General features: G+C 60.2%; 14 protein-coding genes and 6 pseudogenes. 3 read left to right on the top strand and 17 right to left on the bottom strand.

Features of this window, described 5'->3' with window-relative positions; genetic code table 11:
- Positions 1 to 304: 304 nt before the first annotated feature.
- The 7 genes and pseudogenes from IVB45_RS37995 to IVB45_RS37965 all read right to left on the bottom strand — a co-directional run.
- Positions 305 to 1,366, bottom strand: coding sequence for a toprim domain-containing protein (locus tag IVB45_RS37995; RefSeq protein WP_247282178.1), 1,062 nt, complete (start codon positions 1,364 to 1,366; stop codon positions 305 to 307).
- Positions 1,367 to 1,456: 90 nt separating this feature from the next.
- Positions 1,457 to 1,633: pseudogene (locus tag IVB45_RS37990) on the bottom strand (DNA-binding protein); the annotation flags it as partial.
- Positions 1,634 to 1,740: 107 nt separating this feature from the next.
- Positions 1,741 to 1,881: pseudogene (locus IVB45_RS37985) on the bottom strand (antirestriction protein ArdC); the annotation flags it as partial.
- Positions 1,882 to 1,973: 92 nt separating this feature from the next.
- On the bottom strand, positions 1,974 to 2,978 hold the full coding sequence (locus tag IVB45_RS37980; RefSeq protein ID WP_247358141.1) for a tyrosine-type recombinase/integrase: 1,005 nt from the start codon (positions 2,976 to 2,978) through the stop codon (positions 1,974 to 1,976).
- The gene (locus IVB45_RS37975; RefSeq protein ID WP_247358140.1) at positions 2,975 to 4,351 is read right to left on the bottom strand and encodes a tyrosine-type recombinase/integrase; all 1,377 of its coding nucleotides are present in this window, start codon (positions 4,349 to 4,351) and stop codon (positions 2,975 to 2,977) included. Before IVB45_RS37975 ends, IVB45_RS37980 begins: the two co-directional genes overlap by 4 nt.
- Positions 4,348 to 5,579: pseudogene (locus IVB45_RS37970) on the bottom strand (site-specific integrase). Before IVB45_RS37970 ends, IVB45_RS37975 begins: the two are co-directional and overlap by 4 nt.
- Before the next feature lie 119 nt (positions 5,580 to 5,698).
- Positions 5,699 to 5,923, bottom strand: a pseudogene (locus IVB45_RS37965) (zincin-like metallopeptidase domain-containing protein); the annotation flags it as partial.
- Between the two features lie 144 nt (positions 5,924 to 6,067).
- Between IVB45_RS37965 and IVB45_RS37960 the strand changes: the two are divergent.
- The 3 genes and pseudogenes from IVB45_RS37960 (at position 6,068) to IVB45_RS37950 (ending at position 9,204) form a co-directional block, all read left to right on the top strand.
- Complete coding sequence (locus IVB45_RS37960; RefSeq protein WP_247358139.1) at positions 6,068 to 7,279, top strand: tyrosine-type recombinase/integrase; 1,212 nt, start codon at positions 6,068 to 6,070, stop codon at positions 7,277 to 7,279.
- Positions 7,276 to 8,215, top strand: a pseudogene (locus IVB45_RS37955) (tyrosine-type recombinase/integrase). The gene IVB45_RS37960 and the pseudogene IVB45_RS37955 overlap by 4 nt, the downstream one beginning before the upstream one ends.
- Positions 8,212 to 9,204, top strand: coding sequence for a tyrosine-type recombinase/integrase (locus tag IVB45_RS37950; RefSeq protein ID WP_247297730.1), 993 nt, complete (start codon positions 8,212 to 8,214; stop codon positions 9,202 to 9,204). The pseudogene IVB45_RS37955 and the gene IVB45_RS37950 overlap by 4 nt, the downstream one beginning before the upstream one ends.
- A gap of 88 nt (positions 9,205 to 9,292) precedes the next feature.
- Here IVB45_RS37950 and IVB45_RS37945 read toward each other — a convergent pair.
- From IVB45_RS37945 to bioB, 10 genes and pseudogenes are all read right to left on the bottom strand, one after another.
- Positions 9,293 to 9,940, bottom strand: a pseudogene (locus tag IVB45_RS37945) (ArdC-like ssDNA-binding domain-containing protein); the annotation flags it as partial.
- Between the two features lie 813 nt (positions 9,941 to 10,753).
- On the bottom strand, positions 10,754 to 11,269 hold the full coding sequence (locus IVB45_RS37940) for a thermonuclease family protein (RefSeq protein ID WP_247282180.1): 516 nt from the start codon (positions 11,267 to 11,269) through the stop codon (positions 10,754 to 10,756).
- A gap of 291 nt (positions 11,270 to 11,560) precedes the next feature.
- The gene (locus tag IVB45_RS37935) at positions 11,561 to 14,032 is read right to left on the bottom strand and encodes an AAA family ATPase (protein WP_247358136.1); all 2,472 of its coding nucleotides are present in this window, start codon (positions 14,030 to 14,032) and stop codon (positions 11,561 to 11,563) included.
- A complete protein-coding gene (locus tag IVB45_RS37930; protein WP_247282182.1) occupies positions 14,029 to 14,274 on the bottom strand; it encodes a hypothetical protein in 246 nt (81 codons plus the stop codon). The genes IVB45_RS37935 and IVB45_RS37930 overlap by 4 nt, the downstream gene beginning before the upstream one ends.
- A 255-nt stretch (positions 14,275 to 14,529) precedes the next feature.
- A complete protein-coding gene (locus IVB45_RS37925; protein ID WP_247282183.1) occupies positions 14,530 to 14,724 on the bottom strand; it encodes a hypothetical protein in 195 nt (64 codons plus the stop codon).
- A 654-nt stretch (positions 14,725 to 15,378) separates the two neighbouring features.
- Positions 15,379 to 16,641 (bottom strand): adenosylmethionine--8-amino-7-oxononanoate transaminase, encoded by a 1,263-nt coding sequence (locus IVB45_RS37920; protein WP_247282184.1) that lies wholly within the window; start codon positions 16,639 to 16,641, stop codon positions 15,379 to 15,381.
- The gene (bioD, locus tag IVB45_RS37915) at positions 16,641 to 17,273 is read right to left on the bottom strand and encodes a dethiobiotin synthase (RefSeq protein WP_247282185.1); all 633 of its coding nucleotides are present in this window, start codon (positions 17,271 to 17,273) and stop codon (positions 16,641 to 16,643) included. Before bioD ends, IVB45_RS37920 begins: the two co-directional genes overlap by 1 nt.
- On the bottom strand, positions 17,270 to 18,424 hold the full coding sequence (locus IVB45_RS37910) for an 8-amino-7-oxononanoate synthase (protein WP_247282186.1): 1,155 nt from the start codon (positions 18,422 to 18,424) through the stop codon (positions 17,270 to 17,272). The genes bioD and IVB45_RS37910 overlap by 4 nt, the downstream gene beginning before the upstream one ends.
- Positions 18,425 to 18,494: 70 nt before the next feature.
- Positions 18,495 to 18,848 carry an aspartate 1-decarboxylase gene (panD, locus tag IVB45_RS37905; RefSeq protein ID WP_247358135.1) on the bottom strand — a complete coding sequence of 118 codons (354 nt, stop codon included), beginning with the start codon at positions 18,846 to 18,848 and terminating at the stop codon, positions 18,495 to 18,497.
- 46 nt (positions 18,849 to 18,894) lie between these two features.
- Complete coding sequence (gene bioB / locus IVB45_RS37900; protein ID WP_247282303.1) at positions 18,895 to 19,890, bottom strand: biotin synthase BioB; 996 nt, start codon at positions 19,888 to 19,890, stop codon at positions 18,895 to 18,897.
- Between the last annotated feature and the right edge of the window lie 90 nt (positions 19,891 to 19,980).

Below are 19,980 nucleotides of genomic sequence, written 5' to 3'. Positions count from 1 at the left end.
CGCGACTATCGCCGCCTTCGTGGCGATCCTCTGACGGCGGCCGAAGCGTGCCAGAACCCGAAAGGGCCGAAGCGGCAGCGGAGGATGGCGGAGGCCGGCTATTTTGCTTCGCGATGCAAAGCGCGCGGCGAACCCAATGATGTGTCTTCACATCACTGGCGCGCGGCGGAAAATAGCCGGCCGTAGCCATTGCCGGCGCGCTCCGCCTGCCGTCCGATCGCTCTCTAGAAGGCCGAGGTCGCGTCCTCTTCCGGTATTGGCCTCGCCTATGACTGGCCGATCGACGTCGATCAAGGACCGGAAGCTATTCCGCGGGTACAGTCGAGGGATGCAGGAAGCGAACGACGTCCTCTGGCACGAGCTGGAGCTGCAACGCTGCTTGGAGAGCATGGACACCGAAGACATGCAGATCTTCGTTGAAGTCGCCCAGCCGGGGCGACAGCGTGACCGCTTCAATGCCGGCGTCCGCTGCGCGCTGGCTGAGGGTCGCCTGCACCGCATCGCCAGCGGCATCGACATCGCGGGCGATGTAGAGCCGGCGCAGCCCGGTCGGAAGAACCATGGCGGAGAGATGATTGGCCGAGAGCGCAGCCAGCATTGGCATTATCGGCAACACGTAACGTAGCGACAGCATGGTTTCGATTCCCTCGCCGGCAGCGAGCACGTCGTCCAGCACGCCGAAGCGAACCGCGTTCCCCAGGAGATCGCCCATCGCGCGTCGCGGCGTATCGATCGGAGCTTTGCCCAGCCGAATGCGATCAAAGCCGTCAGGGTCGAGCCAGGTGCGATGCACGCCAGTGATCCTGCCTTCGAGATCCGTGACGCAGGCGATCATCGCCGGCCAGGTCTCGGCTGGCAGGTGTTCGTCGGGCCGATAATAGCAGCGCGGATGGAAACGCAGGCTGCCACCATGGTGCAGGTGGGCGATCCCGCGACGCTGCAAATATGTCTCGGCCAGCGTCCCCTCGATCGGTTGCGATCTCATAAAGAGCCGTCTTGCCGCGTCTTGCGATCCGGCCGGTCCTAACGGACGAACGGGTTTCGGGACGAGTTCCGGTTCAGTACGAGCCAGCCTCAGAAAGCGCCTCGCCTCCTCTGCGACCTCCCGGAAATCGCGCAAGCCGCAGGTTTCACGGATGACGTCGAGGAGATCGCCATGTTCCCCGGTTGCGGCGTCAGTCCATTTTCCGGCGGAGCCTTTCCGTGAGTCCTGGAGCCGCACGAACAGTGAGCGCCCTGGGGCGTTGTGGACATCGCCGACCAGCCAGTACCGCCCCTCCCTCTTTCCATTGGAGAGATAGTGTCGGCACACCGCCTCGGCCTCGCGCGCGAGGCGGCGTGCTAATTCGCAAGGCTTGCTGAACATCAGGCGGCCTCCCGCTCACTGATGCGCGTGATCGGATAGGGGTCGAGCACTTTCGACAGGACCTCCACGCCGCTCGCAACCGTACGCACGAACAACCGCCCGCACGTTGAGACTCTGCAGGAGCGTACGCTGCGCGATACTTTCGGCGAGTTGCTCGATGGAAATGCCCGCCGTCACATGCCGGACGTTGGACTGGCTCAGCACCAGCTTGTTGAACGGAATATTACGCGAGGGCGACAAGGTGATCTTTTGGACAGCCTTCGTCATGCCGATTCTCCACGACGGGCGGCCGAGAGCCTCTCTCTCGACCTCCAACCCATCGCGGAAAACGACCCGCCCTCTCACTCTCGTTCCCGCGGTGACCGGGCGGAGCCTCACGCCGCTTCCTGGTCCGCTTTTTCCGCCTTCATGTGGGCAGCGGGTGCTGGCAAGAATCCAAGGAGATAGTCCGCGACCTTGCTGGCCTGTGAAGCGGCCCGCACAATTGCACGATTGTCCTCGCGCAACACATCGAGTAATCAGCAGCAGATCATAATGTGAAGGAGCACCACGTTTCCGGTGTTATGCTGGGATAGTGCGCGATCTCCTCCACATTATTTCCTTGCCGCTAAAGGGTATCGAGCCAGGCCAGAACGCTCTGGTCCTGTTTCCACGATGGTCGTTTTGCCGATCGTGACGGGCTTTCGAGGCGCTCCAACGCCAGGCGCTTTGTTTCCAGATTTGCCTGAGCGTAGTGGTTTGTGGTGTCGAGGCTGACATGGCCGAGCCAGCTTCGGATCACAGTGACGTCAACGCCTGCCGCTACCAGATGCACCGCCGTCGCATGACGGAAGCTATGAGGTGTTACGTGCTTTGAGGCCAGGCTCGGCATGATCTTCGCTGCCGCTTCGACGTATTGCGCCAGTTTGAAGCGGACGCCCGATGCGCCGAGCGGGACACCATACCGATTGACGAAGATGGGCTCGTTGTCGGCCCTCGGCTGTCGCATGAGCTGCGATCTTAGCAACGACACGGTTTCTGGCCAAAGAGGGCTCAGCCGTTCTTTTCGTCCCTTGCCGTAAAGACGCACGCAGGTTGGCGAGTCGAACCGGATCGCCCGCAGGCAAACATCGAGCGCCTCCTGGATGCGCGCGCCGGTATTGTAGAGGAAGCAGAAGAGCGCGTGGTCGCGTTGCCCCTCAATCGTCGAGCGGTCGGGCTGCGCCAGAATGGCCTTCACCTCCTCGGGCTCCAGATAGCACGGCGCATGGATCGGCGCTTTCTTCATGGGCACGTGCAGAATCTGGGTGCATTGCTCGATAGCCGTCGGCTCGCGGTCAGCAACGAAGCTAAAGAAGCTACGTAATGCGGACAGGCGACAGTTGCGCGTGCCAATCGTATCTCCGCGTTCCTGCTCGGTGTATTGCAGGAAGGTCTTGACCTCGGAGGCCGTCAGGTCCCCCAGTGCGAGCTGGGCTATCGGCCGGCGTCGGCGTTGAGCCACGAACCTGAGGAACAGGCGCCATGTGTCACGGTAGGACCGAACGGTGTGCGCAGAGGCATTTCGCTGCTGAACCATCCACTCGTAAAAGAAGGCATGAAGCAGCCTCGGGAACGGGTCGACCGGTTTCATGGCTGCACCCCCTCTGACGCGTGCAGGCAATGTGACGCGAACGTCCGGAAGCGTTCGTTTGCTTGCTGAAGGAGTTCCTGGGTGACCGTGATGTAAACCAGCGTCGAGTGGATATCGCGGTGCCCCAGATATGTCGCGAGGAATGGAAGCTTGTCCTGCGGATTGATGCCGGCGCGGTACCATTCGAGAATGCGGTTCACCACAAACGAGTGACGCAGGTCGTGGATGCGAGGGCCAGTCTTGCCTTTCGCCGCCTTGAGTCCGGCACGCCGCAGGATGTCGACAAGGCAACCGGCGATGGCGTGCGACGTGTAGCGCGCATTGCCCTGATCGTGCCAGAACAGGCCAGATTCGGGGCTTTGTGGCATCTTCGCCTTGCGTCTCGCCTCCAGATATTCCCGCAGCGCCGACAACGCACTGTCAGCCAATGGCAAGATCCTCGATTTGAAGAACTTCGTCTCCCGGATGGTAATCGTGCCAACCTGCAGATCGATATCGGCAAGGTTCAGGCGTGCGAGTTCTCCCAACCGCAATCCCGCGCAATAGGTCAGGACCAGCATGGTGTAGAGGCTGATCGGCCGCAACGGTGAGCGTGGAGAGGGGTAGGTCAGAGCGATGTCGAGGAGACGGCGAACCTCTTGCGCGCTGTAAATATATGGCCGACGCCAATGTCGCGCGACCTGTTGTGCAGGACGGGGATCCGGACGTCTTGGTTTGGTGCTGGGATCGAGATGATGCTGTGCCTTGGCCAAGGCACGAGCGAGCTTTTCGCATTCGGCGGCATGGTTGGCGGTTGATCGCGCGGCCGCCCAGTGCTGCAACATGATCGATACTGACTCTCCCGCCAACTCCGGATGCGCTTGCAAGAAGCGATCGAACCGCCAGAACCAGCGGGTCTGCGTCTGATAGCGATAACCTCTCGCCTGCATCAGCGCGATGTGGTTGCGCATGAGGTCGCCGAGAACACTGCTGAACGGTGGGAACTGCCGTAGCGCTTCGAGTGCCTGATCGGGATCGGGCGCGAGCAGCGACCGCACGATAGCCTTGTCGCTTTTCGCATGGTACTCGGCACGCAAATCAGCAATGGGATTGCTGACGATCAGCGCTTCCCCCACGAGGAAGTCGAGGAAGCGATTGACGATGCGGGCGCGATGCAGCAGCGTCGCCATGGGCCAGTGCATGGCATATTCGCGCAACCACGTTTCGAGCACTTCTCGGCCAAGCTGTCCGGGTGTGCGCTGATCCCGGACAACCACTTCCTGGAAGGTTCGGAGCGCCTGACGGTAATAGATCGGACTGGTCGAGCAGCGTAGCCGGAGCCGACCAAGATAACGGGCAATCGTTCTGCCATCGGTGTCGGGCCAAGCGTTCATGAGCGCACCTCCTGTCCCGGGATCTCTAGGGCGATTGCGCGCAGGTCCTCCGTGGCAAGTTTCAGGTAGGGGATCGTCGATTCCGTTGAACGATGACCCAATACGTCTCCGATCAACTTTCGCGGGACCGACGCCCGTAGCAGACTGACTGCACGTGCATGTCGGAAGGTATGCGGGCCGCGTTTGCCGCTTGGTGTGACGCCTGCCGCCTCAATCCGCCGGCTGACTTCGTTATAAATACGCACCATGGGAACGTAGGGTGCGCGGGTGCGAACAAATATCTCCCGCACACCAGTTTCAGGGCGGCCGTGCCGGAGGTACTCGATCAGCGCTTCCCCAACGGCCTCAAACAAGGGCAGAAGAGAATGATCACCCGTTTTGGAGCGGCGGATGTGCAGAATGTCCGCCCGCCAATCGATGTCTTCTAACCGCAAACGGCTTATCTCGCCGGAACGTAACCCATAGGTCGCAAGAAGCTGAAGGATGGCATAGTCGCGCAAGCCCATCGGCGACCGGTCTTTTCGAACAGATTTCAGGACAATCGAGATATGATCCGAACTTAACGCGGACGGGATGCCTTCATAGGCATAGAGCAGCGGAGCAATAACGTGCTGGGAGAGATCGGCCGTGGTGCGACCTGTCCTGTGAAGATGTTTCAGCAGCGAACGAAGCCGCTCGGCGACATCTTTCAAGGATTTCCGCGTCAGCCCGCGAGCCCGCGCATATCCATGTAAATATCGAGATCGCGGACGGTCAGGCCTGCAAAATTGGCGTTCGAATGCTTGATGAGCCAAGCACAAAAATTTCGAGCTTCCCACAGTAAGGCGTCGACCGAGGCCGTGGCGAGCCCGCGTTCCTCCCGCAGCCATGTCTGATACTGATCGCACACCTCTCGACAAAGACGCCCGCCAGCATTGATGGCCGCAGTTTCAGGTGGCCAGCGCTTCAACGCGAGTTTCAGCAGCGCGTGGATTCCTGATCTGGGAATGCCTATCCAATAGCGAGCTGGAGCGCGGCCATGACGCTTGCGAAATTGTCGAACCGCAAACCGCAGATAAGCCGTTACGTCGGCCGGCGTGACTGCTTCGAGAGCAATTGCGCGTACCGTCAGATACGCAAGAAAGTGGTCGGCGTTGCGGCAATAGTTATGAACTGCAACTCGGTTATATCGCAGTCGCGTGAGAGCATCCCTAAGCTCCGAGACAAGGGCGCTGTATCCATGTGTCATGAAGGCTTCCTCAACTGTGTTTGATCAACAGCCGAGGGTCTCATGCCGGAAATAATGCGCAGCAGATCGCAAGCCGTTTTAGCCGATCTCCACAAGCCGGCCGCGCTAAGAATCTTCCTTCACATTATGATCTGCTGCTGATTACTTGAATAATGGCAAGCTCGCCATTACTCCAACCACGAGCCGATATAATCGGCGTGCCGCACCGTCGGTACGATACCGAGGGACGCGCAACCGAACGCAGAGGCAATTTCCGCGACCAACTCCTCAAAGGCATACTTCCTGGTACCAAAGCTGCCCGACAAGTCGCGGTTGAGACGTGACGGATGGCCGCTGGCATGCGCCTTATGCCGATATCGGCATAAGGCGCATAATGCCGCGATCCAGATTATGCCGCATCTGCTCGGCTGGGCCCGGTTGGCGGCATGATCCCGCCAATCCCATTCGGCATAATCTTCGTCGCTCCAACAACAAGGAGCACGAAGATCATGTCTCAATATTTGCAGACCTGCATCGAGCCGCATCTTGGCTCGTTCGCAGCGAGTTTTGCGGCGGAGAATTACAGCGCCGGCACGGTCAAGACCTACCTATCGATCCTACGAAAGGTGGGTCACGCGATGGATGTCCAGGGCATCGGTCCTTCAGCGTTGACGCTCGATATGGCCGAGCATCTGGGACGCAAGGTGCCGCGTAAGAAAACCGGCACGATATGGCCGTATAGGTTGGCCCGCCGGTTCGCGCAGCATCTCCTCGATATCGGCGTGACGCATCCAGTGCCGTTGAGCGAGGCGCAGCAAGCGCGTGCGGCCCTACTGGCGGACTTCGAGACCTATTTGGTCAAGCATCGCGGCCTTAGCCCGCGGACGATCTATCACACGCTGCGGTTCGCCAACCGGTTCCTCGATCATCGCTTTGGCGATGCGATGGTTGATCCGGGGCGGTTGCGGCCCGCCGACGTGGGCAGCTTCCTTGAGCACGTAATGGCAAGTGCGCGGCGCGACAAGACGATAGCGACGCATGTTCGTATCTTCCTGCAATATCTGTTCGGCAGTGGCGCGACAGCGACCAATCTAGCTCTGAGTCTGCCTAGAACGGCGAAACGCTGGGGAGCACGACTGCCGCGCCATCTGGTGCCCGAGGGCGTTGAGGCGGTGCTCGCCTGCGTGCGCCACAACCCGCGGCACGGGGCTCGGGACTATGCGATGCTGCTCATCATGGCCCGGCTTGGCTTGCGTGCTGCCGAGGTCATCGCGATCCGGTTGGACGACGTCGACTGGCGCGCGGGCGAACTCTTGGTTCGTGGCAAGGGCAAACTCCACGATCGCGTGCCGATCAGCTCGGAGGTTGGCGATGCGCTGAGCCGCTATCTGCGCGAGGAGCGCGGCCCCACGTCCTGCCGCATGATGTTCGTTACCCATCGCGCGCCACATCGTCCGTTCAATGACGGCCAAATCGTCAACGCCGTCCTAAAGGATGCCCTGAAGGCGACCGGCCAGAAACCGGTGACGCCCTATGTGGGATCGCACCTGCTGCGTCATAGCCTTGCGGTCCAGTTGGTGAACTCGGGTGCATCGCTCGACGAGGTGGGTGACGTGCTGCGGCATCGCTCACGCACATCGACCATGATATATGCCCGTCTCGACATAGATGGGCTGCGATCGATAGCAATGCCCTGGCCCGTAGTGGGAGGCGCGCAATGAGCCTCACCTCCCAACTCGATCGCTATCTGGCCGTGCGGCGCAGCCTCGGCTACGACCTGAGCACCAGCGAGCGCATCCTCCGCCGCTTCACGCGGTTTGCCGACCGCGAGCGTGCGACGCATATCGACACGGCGCTGTTCCTGCGCTGGCATGCTACGCTCGACGAGGCCAACGGCAGGACGCGAGCGGCGCGGCTTACCGTCGTGCGCCTCTTCGCGCAGTGGCTAAGTAGCTTCGATCTGGCGCATGAAGCCCCGCCCCGGGGATTGTTGCCGAATACCGTGATGCGCTCCCGACCGTATATCTACAGCGACGCGGAAGTCGCTTCGATCATCGCGGCCGCAATGGCACTTCCGTCGATTTGCGGATTGCGCGGGCTGACCTGCTCGACGCTGTTCGCACTCATCGCGATCACGGGCCTGCGCGTCAGCGAGGCGCTCGCGCTCGATGGAGACGACCTCGATGCCGATAATGGTGCGTTACGCGTCCGACAAGGTAAGAACGAAGGAGCGACTGCTGCCGCTCGACCCCAGCGCCGTCGAGCGACTGCTAGACTATCGCGTCAAACGCGACCGGTTGATCGGTCATCCGGCGAAGCCGATGTTCATAACTGACAAGGCGACTCGGCTCACCGACTGTGGGGCCCGCTACAACTTTGCGCAAGCATGCCAGCAGATCGGATTGCGATCCGAGCAGCAGTACCAGCGGCACGGCCGGGGACCGCGCATCCACGACCTGCGCCACACCTTCGCCGTGCGTACGATGATCAACTGGTACCGGACTGGCAAGGACCCGGCGCGCGAGATGATCCGGCTGACGACCTATCTGGGTCATAGCAACCCTTCTGGAACATATTGGTATCTGGAGGCGGTCCCGGAGCTGCTCGATCTAGCGATGGGCCGCGCCACCGCGAGCGGCGGGGAGATGGCACAATGAGCACCATCGCCTTACCTGCGCTGATCCAGCGCTTCTTCACCGAGCGGCTTTGCACGCAACTGGAGGCGAGCCGACATACGGTCGCTGGCTATCGCGATACGTTCCGGCTACTGCTCAGGTACGCGAGCACTCGCCGCAACAAGCCGCCAGTCAACCTGACGGTCGAAGATATCGACGCCGATCTGGTCGCGGACTTCCTCGCCCATACCGAGACCACGCGGGGCAATAGCGCCCGCAGCCGCAACACCCGGCTCGCGGCGATCCGATCGTTCTTCCGCTTCGTCGCGATGACCGATCCGACCTGGCTACTACACTGCCAGCGTATCCTGGCCATGCCCAACAAGCGCTATGTGAAGCGTGCAGTTACGTTCCTCGATGCCGAAGAGATGGCGGCGTTGCTGGCGGCTCCGGATCGCACCACATGGGCGGGCCGGCGCGATCATGCTCTGCTGTTGCTCGCAATCCAGACAGGCCTGCGAGCTTCCGAACTGGTCGGCCTTACCCGGGGCGATGTCGCGCTTGGAACCGGCGCTCACATCCGTTGCATGGGCAAGGGCCGCAAGGAGCGCGCCACCCCACTTCGCCGCGAGACAGCCAAGCTGCTGGCGACGTGGATCGGCAACGACAAAGACCAGAGCAAGCCGCTGTTCCCGTCGATCCGGGGCGAACGGCTGAGCCGTGACGCTCTTGAGCATCTGGTCCGCAAGCACTGCCTCACGGCGTCGCGCGCGTGCCCGAGCATCGGCACCAAGCGGGTCACACCGCATACGCTGCGCCACAGCACGGCGATGGACCTGCTCCATCATGGCGTCGATCCTGCGGTGATCGCGCTCTGGCTTGGTCACGAGAACGTCGAGACCACCCAGATCTACATCCACGCCGATATGCGGATGAAGGAAAAGGCGCTCGCTCTCGTCGCCGCACCATCCGCGCCGCCGGGTCGGTTCCGGCCGGACGACAAACTGCTCGCGTTCCTTGAAGGGCTCTGATTATGCCGAACAGCCGCATGGCCAACACCGGGATATCCAGCCTCCAACAGAGGCCATGCGGCATAATCTGGATCGCGGCATTATGCGCCAGCTCATGCAAGGCCGTTCGATGCCAGTTGATCGGCTCGAAATAGGCTTGCGGTGGCGGCACCTGCACATAATCTTCTGTCGGCGCATAAAAGGCGCGGTTGCCGCCGATGCGGAAGTCGATGCCAGTCGCCTTGATGAGCTTTTCGACCTTCGGCTCGATCAGGTCTGGCGGCGGAGGCGGCGCTGTTGTTGCGATGTCCGGAGGCAAGCCCTCGCATTGATCGATGTTGAAAAGTGTGAAGCGCTTGAGGAACGGAATGGTCTGCGCTTCCTCACCGTTCTCGCTCGCGCGGCGCTGTTCGTCGACCGGCACAAAGCGGTCGGCATAGACGACGGTCGTGCCGCGCTCGCCCTTGCGAACGTGACCACCGAGCGATAGCGCCTGGCGGAATGTGAGCCAGCTCTGACCTGTGAATGCGTGTTCAGTGGCAGCCCCCCAGAGAATTAGTATGTTAACGCCGCTGTATTGGCGGCCGGTCGCGGCGCTTTTCGGCATGGCCAAAGGCGCCGTCGCCGCCGCGGTGCCCCAGGGCTGCACCCACGGCACACGGCCGGCCTCCAGTTCGGCGATGATCTTGTTGGTGATGTCGTCATAAAGGCTCGTCCGGTCCTCACCGGTGCGCGCCCGATAATGATGTCTGGACATCGCGGATCTCCGCGACGGGCGCCGCGAGCCTCTCTCGCAGCCTGTAACCCGTCACGGCAAAACCGCGCGACACTCTTACTCTCAGCCTCTCATTCAGAATGCGACATTTGCGACCCGGTCCGCCTTCCGTCCCAAGTTTTCAGAACTAGATACTGAGATGCCTGGGGCCGCAGGCCCGACCGGGCGTGCGCCAAGAGCGCATCGCCTCGACGGGAAATGGCACCCGGAGAGCGTGAGCATAGCGACCCGAAGGGGCACGCGGGTCCGAGTGCAGCGACGAGACCGGTTCAATAGTGGCACCCGGGAACGGGGCAGTGATAGCGATCGCCGCAGGCGAGCCCCTTTCCCGAGTGCCCCCGGCGAGGAGCTCCGCGGCTCTTGCGCGAGGGATCGAAGCCGGACGGCCGAGACGCAACGCGGCTCGGTTCAACGAGAGCCCGATGCGGCGGAAGCCGCACGCGCACAAGCGGAAGAATTCCACCAGGGCTTAAGTCGGAGGACCTAGATTTCCTCGCGGCATTGGTTTGCGCCTCATAGATCCTGATCTGAAGCATGGGAAAACGCTTCTTTAGTTCTTCCACCTGCCCTGGCGCCGTCTGTGGTTGCAAATTCGGCGTTGAGCCGGCCGTCCACTTCAAGCGCGTAACCAGAGGCCGGCAATTCACCTGTCGCTGCAACCATTTCATTCCCATTTGCAGTGAGGTGATTGGGAATGATGGGTAGCGTGAGCCGCCTAAACGGCCCCAGAGCCACCTGCCCAAGTGCGGTGATCGGCCAACCCACGTTGTGGATTGGCGCCTTGCGAGGATCGCATCAAGGATGGGCATCGTCCGAACAGGCGGACGGCTTTCCACTTGCGCGGATGCATGCACGATAGAGCCACGGCTCGACGTAGCTGCCCTTCCAAAGTCCTCGGCCCGCGCGCTCAGCCTCGCGCTGAGCTTCGTGATACCTGCCCTTCGAGTATTGGGGCCAATCCAGCGCAAGACCGTTGCGTACAAGCCAACCACCGAGATCCTTGCCTGCGACCGAGCAGGTCGCGACGGTGCGGCCATACGGGTCGAGGCTGACTGGAACACAATTGACGGCACTGCGGCCAATGAAGGCGTCAAGGTCGTTCGCCGCCTGAGCACCACACCGATATTGTAAGCTGTCGTCGCCACGGCACAGCTGGCCGCTCTCCGGTGCATCGATGCCCCAGAGCCGGATGCGCACTCCATGTATTTCCAATGTGTCGCCGTCGATAACACTGGCCTGGCCGACAAAATCGTCGGCCAACGCTACGCTCGACAGAATGGCGATAATCAATGCGACAGAGGTTCGACGCATTCCAATGACCTTCTAGCTACCGCAAATCTCGCGGCTTGAATTGTGGCCAGTTCGCGAGTGGCTTCAGCGCTGGCAGGTTCGCAGGCCGCTCGGGATAGTGAAACTCCGCAAGGAGGCCGAGGACAAACCTGACCATCAGGCTGAGTGGAACTACATGTCTCCAGTTCCGCGCGAACAAGAACCGAAGCCGGTTGCACCTGCGGCTCCTGCGAGGCGATCTATTTTCGATGGCGTTGACCGCTAATCAGGCCGGGCTCATCGGTGCCGGCAAGAGGACCTCACCACCGATGTTCAAAACTTTTGGCTAAGCGAGCGATAGTAGCGGTACTGACCCGAGCCGGCTGGGTGCTCGAACTGAAAGCAGCTTGCGAAACTCTCAATCGCCTGCATCACCCCTTTCAAGGAAGGGGCAGTGAAGGCGTGGGTCTGACCAGTGGACCAGTGGGACAGGTAGTTGCTCACGATGGTCGCTACAGCGGTGCCGAGACCGGTGATCTGGGCAGGCTCCAACACCAGGCGGCGAGCAGCATCGTGGAGATCGACAGCTGCCTTGATGGCGTCGATCAAGTTCTTTGCCATATGTTTGTCGTCGTTAAAAGCAATGGCAATCGGTACGGGTACGCCGACCTTTGAGATGACTTCCTCGAGTTTGAACTCCAGATACTGCCTGATCCGCGGAGCAGCATCGTCCGTATTACCGGTGTCGAGAAAGGCGTGGGTTGCATCGCGGACTTTGTGGATCGCACCCGACTGCGGCAGGACGGCCGTCCGCGCGGTGCCCTGGATGCATTGATGCCACCACTCTCCCTCATTCGCGTTAGTGTTGAACAGCTTTTCGAGAACGGTGTCATGGCTCAGCAGAACTACCTGTGGACCGCTGGGGACGCCGGGGCGGGCAAATTGTCCTTTGATCACGTTCATCAAATGAAACTGGTGCCCGGAATCGAGGCTCGATGTTACATCATCGAGAATGAGAAACTTGGCCCCCGCCCCGTAGAGCGACGCTGCCGCCAAGTAGACGCTGATCGCAAATGCGTTGCGATTGCTCTCAGAGAGAACGGCTTGAGCTGAAATGTCTGGCAGGGTCCAGAATTGTGCGAGGGAGATAGAGAGATCCTCGCTACCGACACGCTTCTTCAGTGCTGGCACGACATCGGTGAACATGATCGCCGCGAAGATGGTCCGCGTGACCGGTTCTATGGCGATGAGCCGACGCGCGCTTGTAGCGGATTCAGAGCTGGCGAACGATGAGCTCGCGGCGTCGAGAAAGGTCTTTACCCGGGCGATACGCGCAAGCTCCGCGCCGACGGCGGAATACACCTTCATGGCGGCGCGCAAGTCCGACAGATTCGTCTGAAGACGACGTGCGGCTTCAGCCTTTTCGACAACGGCCGTGAGTTTGTCGGGCAAGCTCTTCTCCAGAGCCATCTTGCTATCCGTGAGCTCTGCGACCTTCGCGTCGGCACGATCGGTCAGCGTCTTCAGCCATTCAGTAACGGCACGTGCACGCGTGCCGTCGAGGGTTCCCTTGACGCCGATGTCCTTTGCCTCGGCAAGGTGGGCCACCTCTTCAGGTCGGCGACCTAACCGCTCCAGGTCTTCGAGTTGATTCCAGCCCCTTTCGGTCCACTCTTGAACCAGATTAGCCGAAGCCGCCTCAACCGCCTCGAAGTCGGCGAGTTTACGACGAACATGATTGAGAACCGAATTGGTGTCCAATCGGTCGCACGCCGGGCAGACGCACTTATCCGCCCAGGAGTCATCGGCAAGGATGGTTTCGCTGAGGCCGTAGAGCTGATGGAACAGATCCCCTTGGGTGACCTGCAGCGCAGTGTCGCGGGCGTCCGCTAGCTCGATCAGACGCCCAGCATCCTCTTCGCTTGGCGCGGTTTTCGCCGCGTCAATCCAACTCGTTTGATCGCGGAGGATTTTCGCGAGCTGTTCTCTTGCCTCACCACCCTCGGCGGTCTTTGCGGCATCGACGCAAGCCGACGGGTCGATCTCCTCGAACGTGCGACCCTCGCAAATCGGCCTAAGCAGCTCGACGCCATGAAGGGCGGAATGAGCCTTCGCGAGCATCGTCCTTTCGGCTTCCGCCGGATCATACTCGTCTGCGACCAGCGCCGTGTAGGCCTCCTTGATGTTGGCCCGGGCGCGCTGTGCGGTAACGGTCGCGCTGTTTTGAGTGGCCTCCTTGGCGGCCACGCCGAAGTGGTTGTTGAATGCCTTCGTGTTCGCAAGCGACGCAAGACCCTGTCGCAAGGCGGAGTAACGCTTCAGACCGAGCAGTCCGGCAAACGATCGACCGCGCTTCTGCGGTGAAAAGTCGATGAAGTCCTGAAAGGTCTTTCCGTCAAGGAGGACGAACTCGCGATTGATATCAGCGAGAATGGCGTCTCCATCTGCGCCGTTGCTCGCCGAGACAGTCCGGGCGCCTGCGGCATCGCGCTGGACGGTTATGGTGACCTCCGCGCCACCGGCGGCCGGCTCCAAGGTCAGAGCGACGGTCCCGACGCCACCACTATGGAAGCGGTTAAGATAGTAGGATGGTCCCTTTTCGGCTGCCGGTAGATCCTCCAACTTCGGAATTCGACCGGTAATCGCATAAACGATGGCGTCGAAGATTGATGTCTTTCCGACCCCGTTGGGCGCGGAAATCGAGTTGACGCAATCCGGCTTGAGTTTGAGTACGAGCGGTGCGCCCTCGTTGTTGATGCCGCGAAACCCTTCGATGGAGACCCTTTGAAGATACCAACCGCTCATTGTGCGGCGCCATGGCTGGAGAAAGGTTGTTCGGGCTCGACGGGCGCGGTCGCCGCGTACAATGCGTCAAGCAGTTCGCCTTGATCGAATGGGATTTCTAGGCTGATCTTGGAGAGCGACGCAGACAAAACTCTTGCGATAGCATCATCGACTGTCTTGAGTTCGCTCGTGAATGCAGAAATATTTTGATCGACTGTTTGAGTGTCATCGATCTCAAACGCAGTTAGCCTGTCCTTAGCCATTGTAGCCCCCCGGCGTCTATCCACTTTGGATATCTACTCGATTCCGGCATTCAGCCGCGTGATAGGTCGGTTCTGAGGCGCGCTGCCGGCGCAGCGCCGCTATTCCACCCGATTATGATTGCTCGCGGTCAGTCCACCGAGCTCAGAATGCGCAGCATCTCACGGCGAAGGATGAGCGGCTGGCGCAAATTGCTCAATCGACATATCGTGCGTGACCGCCTCCGCCTACCGGATCTGTGCAGTGCAAAGCGCTCGCTATAGTTCGCAGGCGTCAACCTCCTCGTCCGAGAACTTCTCGGACTCCAGCTCCAGCCTGTTCTTCGCCCCTTCCAGCTCCCCGATTATGAGGACGTAGTCTTCGAACGTGCTCGACGGGCCGATGTGCGTCTCGATCAACTGCCGCAGCTCGCCCGCGAACTGATACTTGCTGACGGTCATTCGCTCGACCATGCTGCAATCCCCGCCGCGCTTAAGCCCATCAGAGACGCAACAATAAGCACTAGACTAAGGTAAAGCAGAAGCTGAAAGATCAAGTCACCGTCGCGGTCCAACATCATATCTCCCAGCGGCGTTGCCCCATGTTCTGGCTGTGGCACGCTGACTTTGCCAGATCTTGCGCCTTTGTTCCCCAGACATTGTACGCAACGAACAGTCTCGATCAAATGAGAGTGTTGTCTCGGCTTCACATTTGCGTCGTTTCAGCATTACATTGGAGCACTTCAGACAATCGATCAATCCAATAAGTCCCGTGATCGCGCCCAAATGCTGTTGGATCTCCGGCTTCTTCGGTGGATTTCAACGCCTCTGCTGTTGGAGACCTGCGGTCAGCACTGGTCCTGCTTCGTGATCGTGCCGGAAGCCCCGCGGCGGCAGCAAGATCAAAAATCTGATGCGGACTGACATCAGGAACTGCGAGCCATCAAGCCGGCTTGCGCCACCGACATGGTCCGTCACTCCCAAGCTTCATTGGTCAATTCCCGGGAAGTCACGGACTTCATTAACGCAAGCGTGCTTTGTACCGGAGACCGTCTTTCGGCCTTCTTTCTGAGATGATGAGAATCGCTACGGAGGAGGAGCGCGAGTCCGAACTCGAAAAGCGCGCCTTCAAGCCAGCGCATCGGCTGCATCGCTGATGCCAGCGTAGATTTCGTCGAGATCTGCCGCGGTGACGCAATAGGGCGGCATCACGTAGATGGTATTGCCGAGCGGGCGCAGCAGCAGATTTCGGTCGTTAAAGAAAGCCTGAAGCTTCGGACCGATGTCCGCCAAATAGCCGCCATCGCCCGTTTTCAAATCAAGCGCTGTGATGGTCCCGGAACGGCGAACGTTTTCAAAGCGCGCGTCGGCGCGGAATGGCTCAATTGCCCGTTCTTGCATGGCGGCGAGCGAAGCGGCGCGCTCGCGGGAGTCCCGATGCCACCAAAGATCCAAGTTCGCTTTTGCAGCGGCACAGGCTACCGGATTCGCCGTATATGAACTCGAATGATAGAACGTACGCATACGATCTTTCGAATAATGCGCGTCGAAAATGTGCGCACGGCAGAGCGTAACCGCGAGTGGGAGCGCCCCTCCCGTGAGACCTTTCGAATAGCAAGCGATATCGGGCGTGACATTGGCCTGCTCGCAAGCAAATAGCGATCCGGTGCGGCCCCAGCCGGTCATGACCTCGTCGGCAATGAACAGCACGTCCGACGCCTCACAGATCCGCTTCATCACTGTTAGCACCCAGGCTGGGTACATCAGCATCCCGCCCGCCCCCAATATCAGAGGTTCCACAATAAAGGCGGCTGGCATTTCGTTTCGGCATGCCGACTCGAGCGCAGCGAGTGTCGCCTGCTCACGACCTCTCGCGGGGAACGGGATCGAGGTAACATCGAACAGCAGCGGACCGTACGCCGCGTTGAACACGCCTCTGGCACCAACGGACATCGCCCCAACCGTATCGCCGTGGTAGGAATGTTGCATTACGACAATGCGTCTTCGCTGCTGACCGATATTATGCCAATACCCGAGTGCCATTTTCAAGGCGACTTCGACACTGGTAGAGCCACTGTCGGAGAAGAAGACATAGTCGAGACCACGGGGTGCGAGCTTCAACAGTTGCGCAGCAAGCTCCTCAGCCGCATCGTGGGTATAGCCGGCAAAGATGATCTGATTGAGCTTACCGGCTTGTTCCTGAATGGCGCTTACGATATGTGGATGGCAGTGACCGTGCGTTACCACCCACCAGGATGAGATTGCATCGATAATACGGCGTCCATCTGCTGTGTGCAGATAAGCACCATCAGCACGTACAACCGTTGTCATTTCGCCTTGAAGCGCGTGTTGCGTGAACGGATGCCAGATCGGCGACTTTGTCTTCGGCATCACGGATTGAAATCATCAGCACGGAATGAGGCTTGGAATGCGGCCTGCAGCGTGTCTGCCGTGAGGGGAGAAAGCCATGGCAATCGCCCTAGCCAGCGCACCCGCCCCATCTCGCGAATCGCAACCTGAGTCTCAGCATTTCTTTCGCCAATGAAGGCCATCCCAAGAATGCGGATCTCACGTTTTCGGAGAGCCTCTATCGACAGCAGCGAGTGATTGATGGTCCCCAGCGCTGTGCTTGCGCAAAGCACCACTGGAAGCTTCCATCGCTCGAAGACATCAATGTAGAGTGTGTCTCCGCTCAGCGGCACCATCAGGCCGCCCGCGCCCTCGATCACCAATGGCCGCTCCCCGGTATCGGGCACATCGAGCAAATCCGCCTCGATGCGAACTCCGTCAAGTTCGGCAGAATGATGGGGCGAAGCGGGGGTCTGAAGGCGGTAACGCTCCGGCAGGATGCGATCGGCTGAGAGGCCGCCAAGACAAGCGACGACCTCGGTATCGGTCTCTCCTTCGAGACCAGCCTGAATCGGCTTCCAATAGTCCGCTCCGAGGAGATTGGCGAGCCCCGCGGAAAACACCGTCTTTCCAATTCCGGTACCTGTGCCCGTCACGACGATTTTGACACTCATTGAAGCTCGCCTTTCGTCTCCTCGATCAAGGCATCGAGCATTGCACGCACGCCGTCCTCCCCCACGTTAAGCGTCAGTGAAATTCGCAACCGGGCCGTGCCCGCCGGCACGGTTGGCGGCCGGATTCCGCGGATATCGAACCCGCGCGCCTGCAATGCAGAGGCGAGCCGCATCGTGCGCGCATTGTCGCCTACGATGCATGGTACGATCTGCGAATCCGAAGGACTTTTCCAGCCGCGCTCTCTCATCTCCCGATGCGAGAACGCGACCAGCTTGGTGAGACGCTGCTGTCGCTCGGGTTCCTGCTGCAGGATCAGAATCGCCTCCCTCACGGCGACAGCCATCAGCGGCGATGGCGCGGTCGCGAAGATGAATGGACGGCAACGATTGACCATAAAGTCTCGCAGCACGCCGGACGCAGTGACGAGCGCGCCGGCCGCGCCCAGCGCCTTGCCGCAGGTATGAACGACCAGCAGATTTTCGCGTCCCTCATAGGGCGCGGTGAGTCCTCGTCCCTGCTCGCCGTAAACGCCTGTTGCGTGGGCCTCGTCTACCATCAGGAACGCATCATGCCGGTCGGCGAGCGCGACCATATCCGTGAGAGGCGCAAAGTCGCCGTCCATGCTGTAGAGACTTTCGACCACGATCCAGATCCGGCCCATTCCGCCACCGGCCCGCCAGTCACGAATCGCGCTTTCGACCGACTCCGGATCGTTATGCGAGCTTGTCCGAAAGTCGGCCCGGCCAGCTCGCGCGCCTTCATGAATACTCGCGTGCACCAGAGCATCAAGAACGAGAAAATCGCCTCGCTGCGGCAGCGTTGTCAGGACAGCGAAATTTGCGACATAACCGCCGCCAAAAAAAAGCGCTGTCTCCGCCCCAAAGAAACTTGCAGCGTCTGCTTCGAGACGTTCGTGCTCCTCGCAATTGCCGCGCAAAAGCCGCGACCCGCCGGCACCGATCGGTGTACCGGCCTCGATCGCGTCCAAGACAGCCTTTTTCATGCGCGGCGCGCTCGCCAGCGCGAGATAGTCGTTCGACGCGAAATCGATCCCCGCGCGCGGCTTGAGGCCGCGCAGCCGGTCGTCTTCTTTCAGGGCATGCAAGGCTGCGACATAATCGGCAACTTTGGTCGCATGGATTGGATTCATTCTTCACTCGGACAGTATGATTGGTGTCTCAAGGGTTCTGATGGCAGGGAAGAACTTCGGGCCCGCGGCTTCAGCCTGGCAAGATGCGATTGTCTCGGTCGACCAGCACAACGTGCGGCTTGAACGTTTTTGCGTCGGCTTCGTCAAAGGAGGCATATGCAACGATAATAACTTTGTCTCCGGGCATGGCGAGACGGGCAGCCGCACCATTCAGACCTATGATACCTGACCCTGTAGGCGCTTCGATCACATAGGTGGCAAACCGCGCTCCAGTGTCGATGTTGTAGATTTCAACGCGTTCGTTGATCAAGAATCCCGCAGCATTCAGCAGCGCACGGTCAATCGAAATCGAACCTTCATAGTGCAGGTCGGCTTCGGTGACCGAGGCGCGATGGATTTTGCCTTTCATCAACGTAATCTGCATTTCTCGCCCAAGCTGGATTTGTGCGCGGCGCGCTGCTCTGATTGATTCAGGCCAGGCTGGACGCGATGCCGAGCCGGTCCAGCAAGTTCGTGTCGCGATCGCGCTGCGGGTTCTTCGTGGTCAAGAGCGTGTCGCCGATGAAGATTGAATTTGCGCCGGCAAAAAAGCACAGCGCCTGCAGTTCATCGGTCATATACTGCCGTCCAGCGGACAACCGGACGACGCTCTTCGGCATCATGATCCGAGCGGTCGCCACCAGGCGGACCAGCGCAAAGGGTTCGGGACGCTCCGCGGTGTCGTTCACGGGCACGCCCTCGACCTCGTTCCACATGTTGATTGGAACACTCTCTGGATGGCTGGGGAGATTGGCGAGCAGCACGAGCATGCCAAGGCGGTCCTCGACGCGCTCGCCCATGCCGACAATGCCGCCGCTGCACACCTTGATACCGGCCTCTCGAACATGTGCGAGTGTGTCGATGCGATCCTGCAAAGTACGGGTGCTGATGATCTTGCCGTAGAACTCCGGCGAGGTGTCGACGTTGTGATTGTAGAAGTCGAGTCCAGACTCAAAGAGCTGTATGGCCTGGTTCGGGGTCAGCATGCCGAGCGTGACGCAGGTTTCCATTCCAAGACCTTTGACCGCGCTAACCATATCGCAGACCTGATCGAGATCGCGGTCTTTTGGACTGCGCCAGGCCGCGGCCATGCAGAAGCGGCTCGCGCCGGAATCTTTGGCGCGCTGTGCGCTGGCGACCACATCGGCGCAATCCATCAGGCGGGTCGCTTTCAGACCGGTCTGGTAATGCGCGCTCTGGGAGCAGTAGCCGCAATCTTCCGGACAGCCGCCCGTCTTGATGCTGAGCAGGCTTGCGGTTTGGACGTGGTTTGGATCGAAGTTGTCGCGGTGAACGCTTTGCGCCCGAAACATCAGGTCGGCAAACGGCAGGCTGTAGAGCGCTTGGGCCTCGGCGCGCTCCCAGTTACTGCGGAGCTGTGCGCCGATTCTACTGTCGTTCCGTTCTACTCTCCCAGAGGCAATCATTAAGACTTGCGTTCCCATCAATGATTGATCATAGATAACACTGGCGATTATCTATGATCGTTGACCTTCGCTTGATGCTAATCCACACCG

Origin of the sequence: Bradyrhizobium sp. 4 (assembly GCF_023100905.1) — a bacterium.
GTDB lineage: Bacteria > Pseudomonadota > Alphaproteobacteria > Rhizobiales > Xanthobacteraceae > Bradyrhizobium.
The sequence above is the reverse complement of the archived record's forward strand: the minus strand, read 5'-3'. Positions and strand labels throughout refer to the sequence as shown.

Excerpts from the sequence above, each read along its gene's own strand:
- bioB (WP_247282303.1), bottom strand. The coding sequence starts at position 19,890 with ATGATTGCCTCTGGGAGAGTAGAACGGAACGACAGTAGAATCGGCGCA.
- IVB45_RS37935 (WP_247358136.1), bottom strand. The coding sequence starts at position 14,032 with ATGAGCGGTTGGTATCTTCAAAGGGTCTCCATCGAAGGGTTTCGCGGC.
- IVB45_RS37975 (WP_247358140.1), bottom strand. The coding sequence starts at position 4,351 with ATGAACGCTTGGCCCGACACCGATGGCAGAACGATTGCCCGTTATCTT.
- IVB45_RS37920 (WP_247282184.1), bottom strand. The coding sequence starts at position 16,641 with ATGCCGAAGACAAAGTCGCCGATCTGGCATCCGTTCACGCAACACGCG.
- bioD (WP_247282185.1), bottom strand. The coding sequence starts at position 17,273 with ATGAGTGTCAAAATCGTCGTGACGGGCACAGGTACCGGAATTGGAAAG.
- IVB45_RS37980 (WP_247358141.1), bottom strand. The coding sequence starts at position 2,978 with ATGAAACCGGTCGACCCGTTCCCGAGGCTGCTTCATGCCTTCTTTTAC.
- IVB45_RS37925 (WP_247282183.1), bottom strand. The coding sequence starts at position 14,724 with ATGGTCGAGCGAATGACCGTCAGCAAGTATCAGTTCGCGGGCGAGCTG.
- IVB45_RS37995 (WP_247282178.1), bottom strand. The coding sequence starts at position 1,366 with ATGTTCAGCAAGCCTTGCGAATTAGCACGCCGCCTCGCGCGCGAGGCC.
- IVB45_RS37930 (WP_247282182.1), bottom strand. The coding sequence starts at position 14,274 with ATGGCTAAGGACAGGCTAACTGCGTTTGAGATCGATGACACTCAAACA.
- IVB45_RS37940 (WP_247282180.1), bottom strand. The coding sequence starts at position 11,269 with ATGCGTCGAACCTCTGTCGCATTGATTATCGCCATTCTGTCGAGCGTA.
- panD (WP_247358135.1), bottom strand. The coding sequence starts at position 18,848 with ATGCAGATTACGTTGATGAAAGGCAAAATCCATCGCGCCTCGGTCACC.
- IVB45_RS37910 (WP_247282186.1), bottom strand. The coding sequence starts at position 18,424 with ATGAATCCAATCCATGCGACCAAAGTTGCCGATTATGTCGCAGCCTTG.
- IVB45_RS37950 (WP_247297730.1), top strand. The coding sequence starts at position 8,212 with ATGAGCACCATCGCCTTACCTGCGCTGATCCAGCGCTTCTTCACCGAG.
- IVB45_RS37960 (WP_247358139.1), top strand. The coding sequence starts at position 6,068 with ATGTCTCAATATTTGCAGACCTGCATCGAGCCGCATCTTGGCTCGTTC.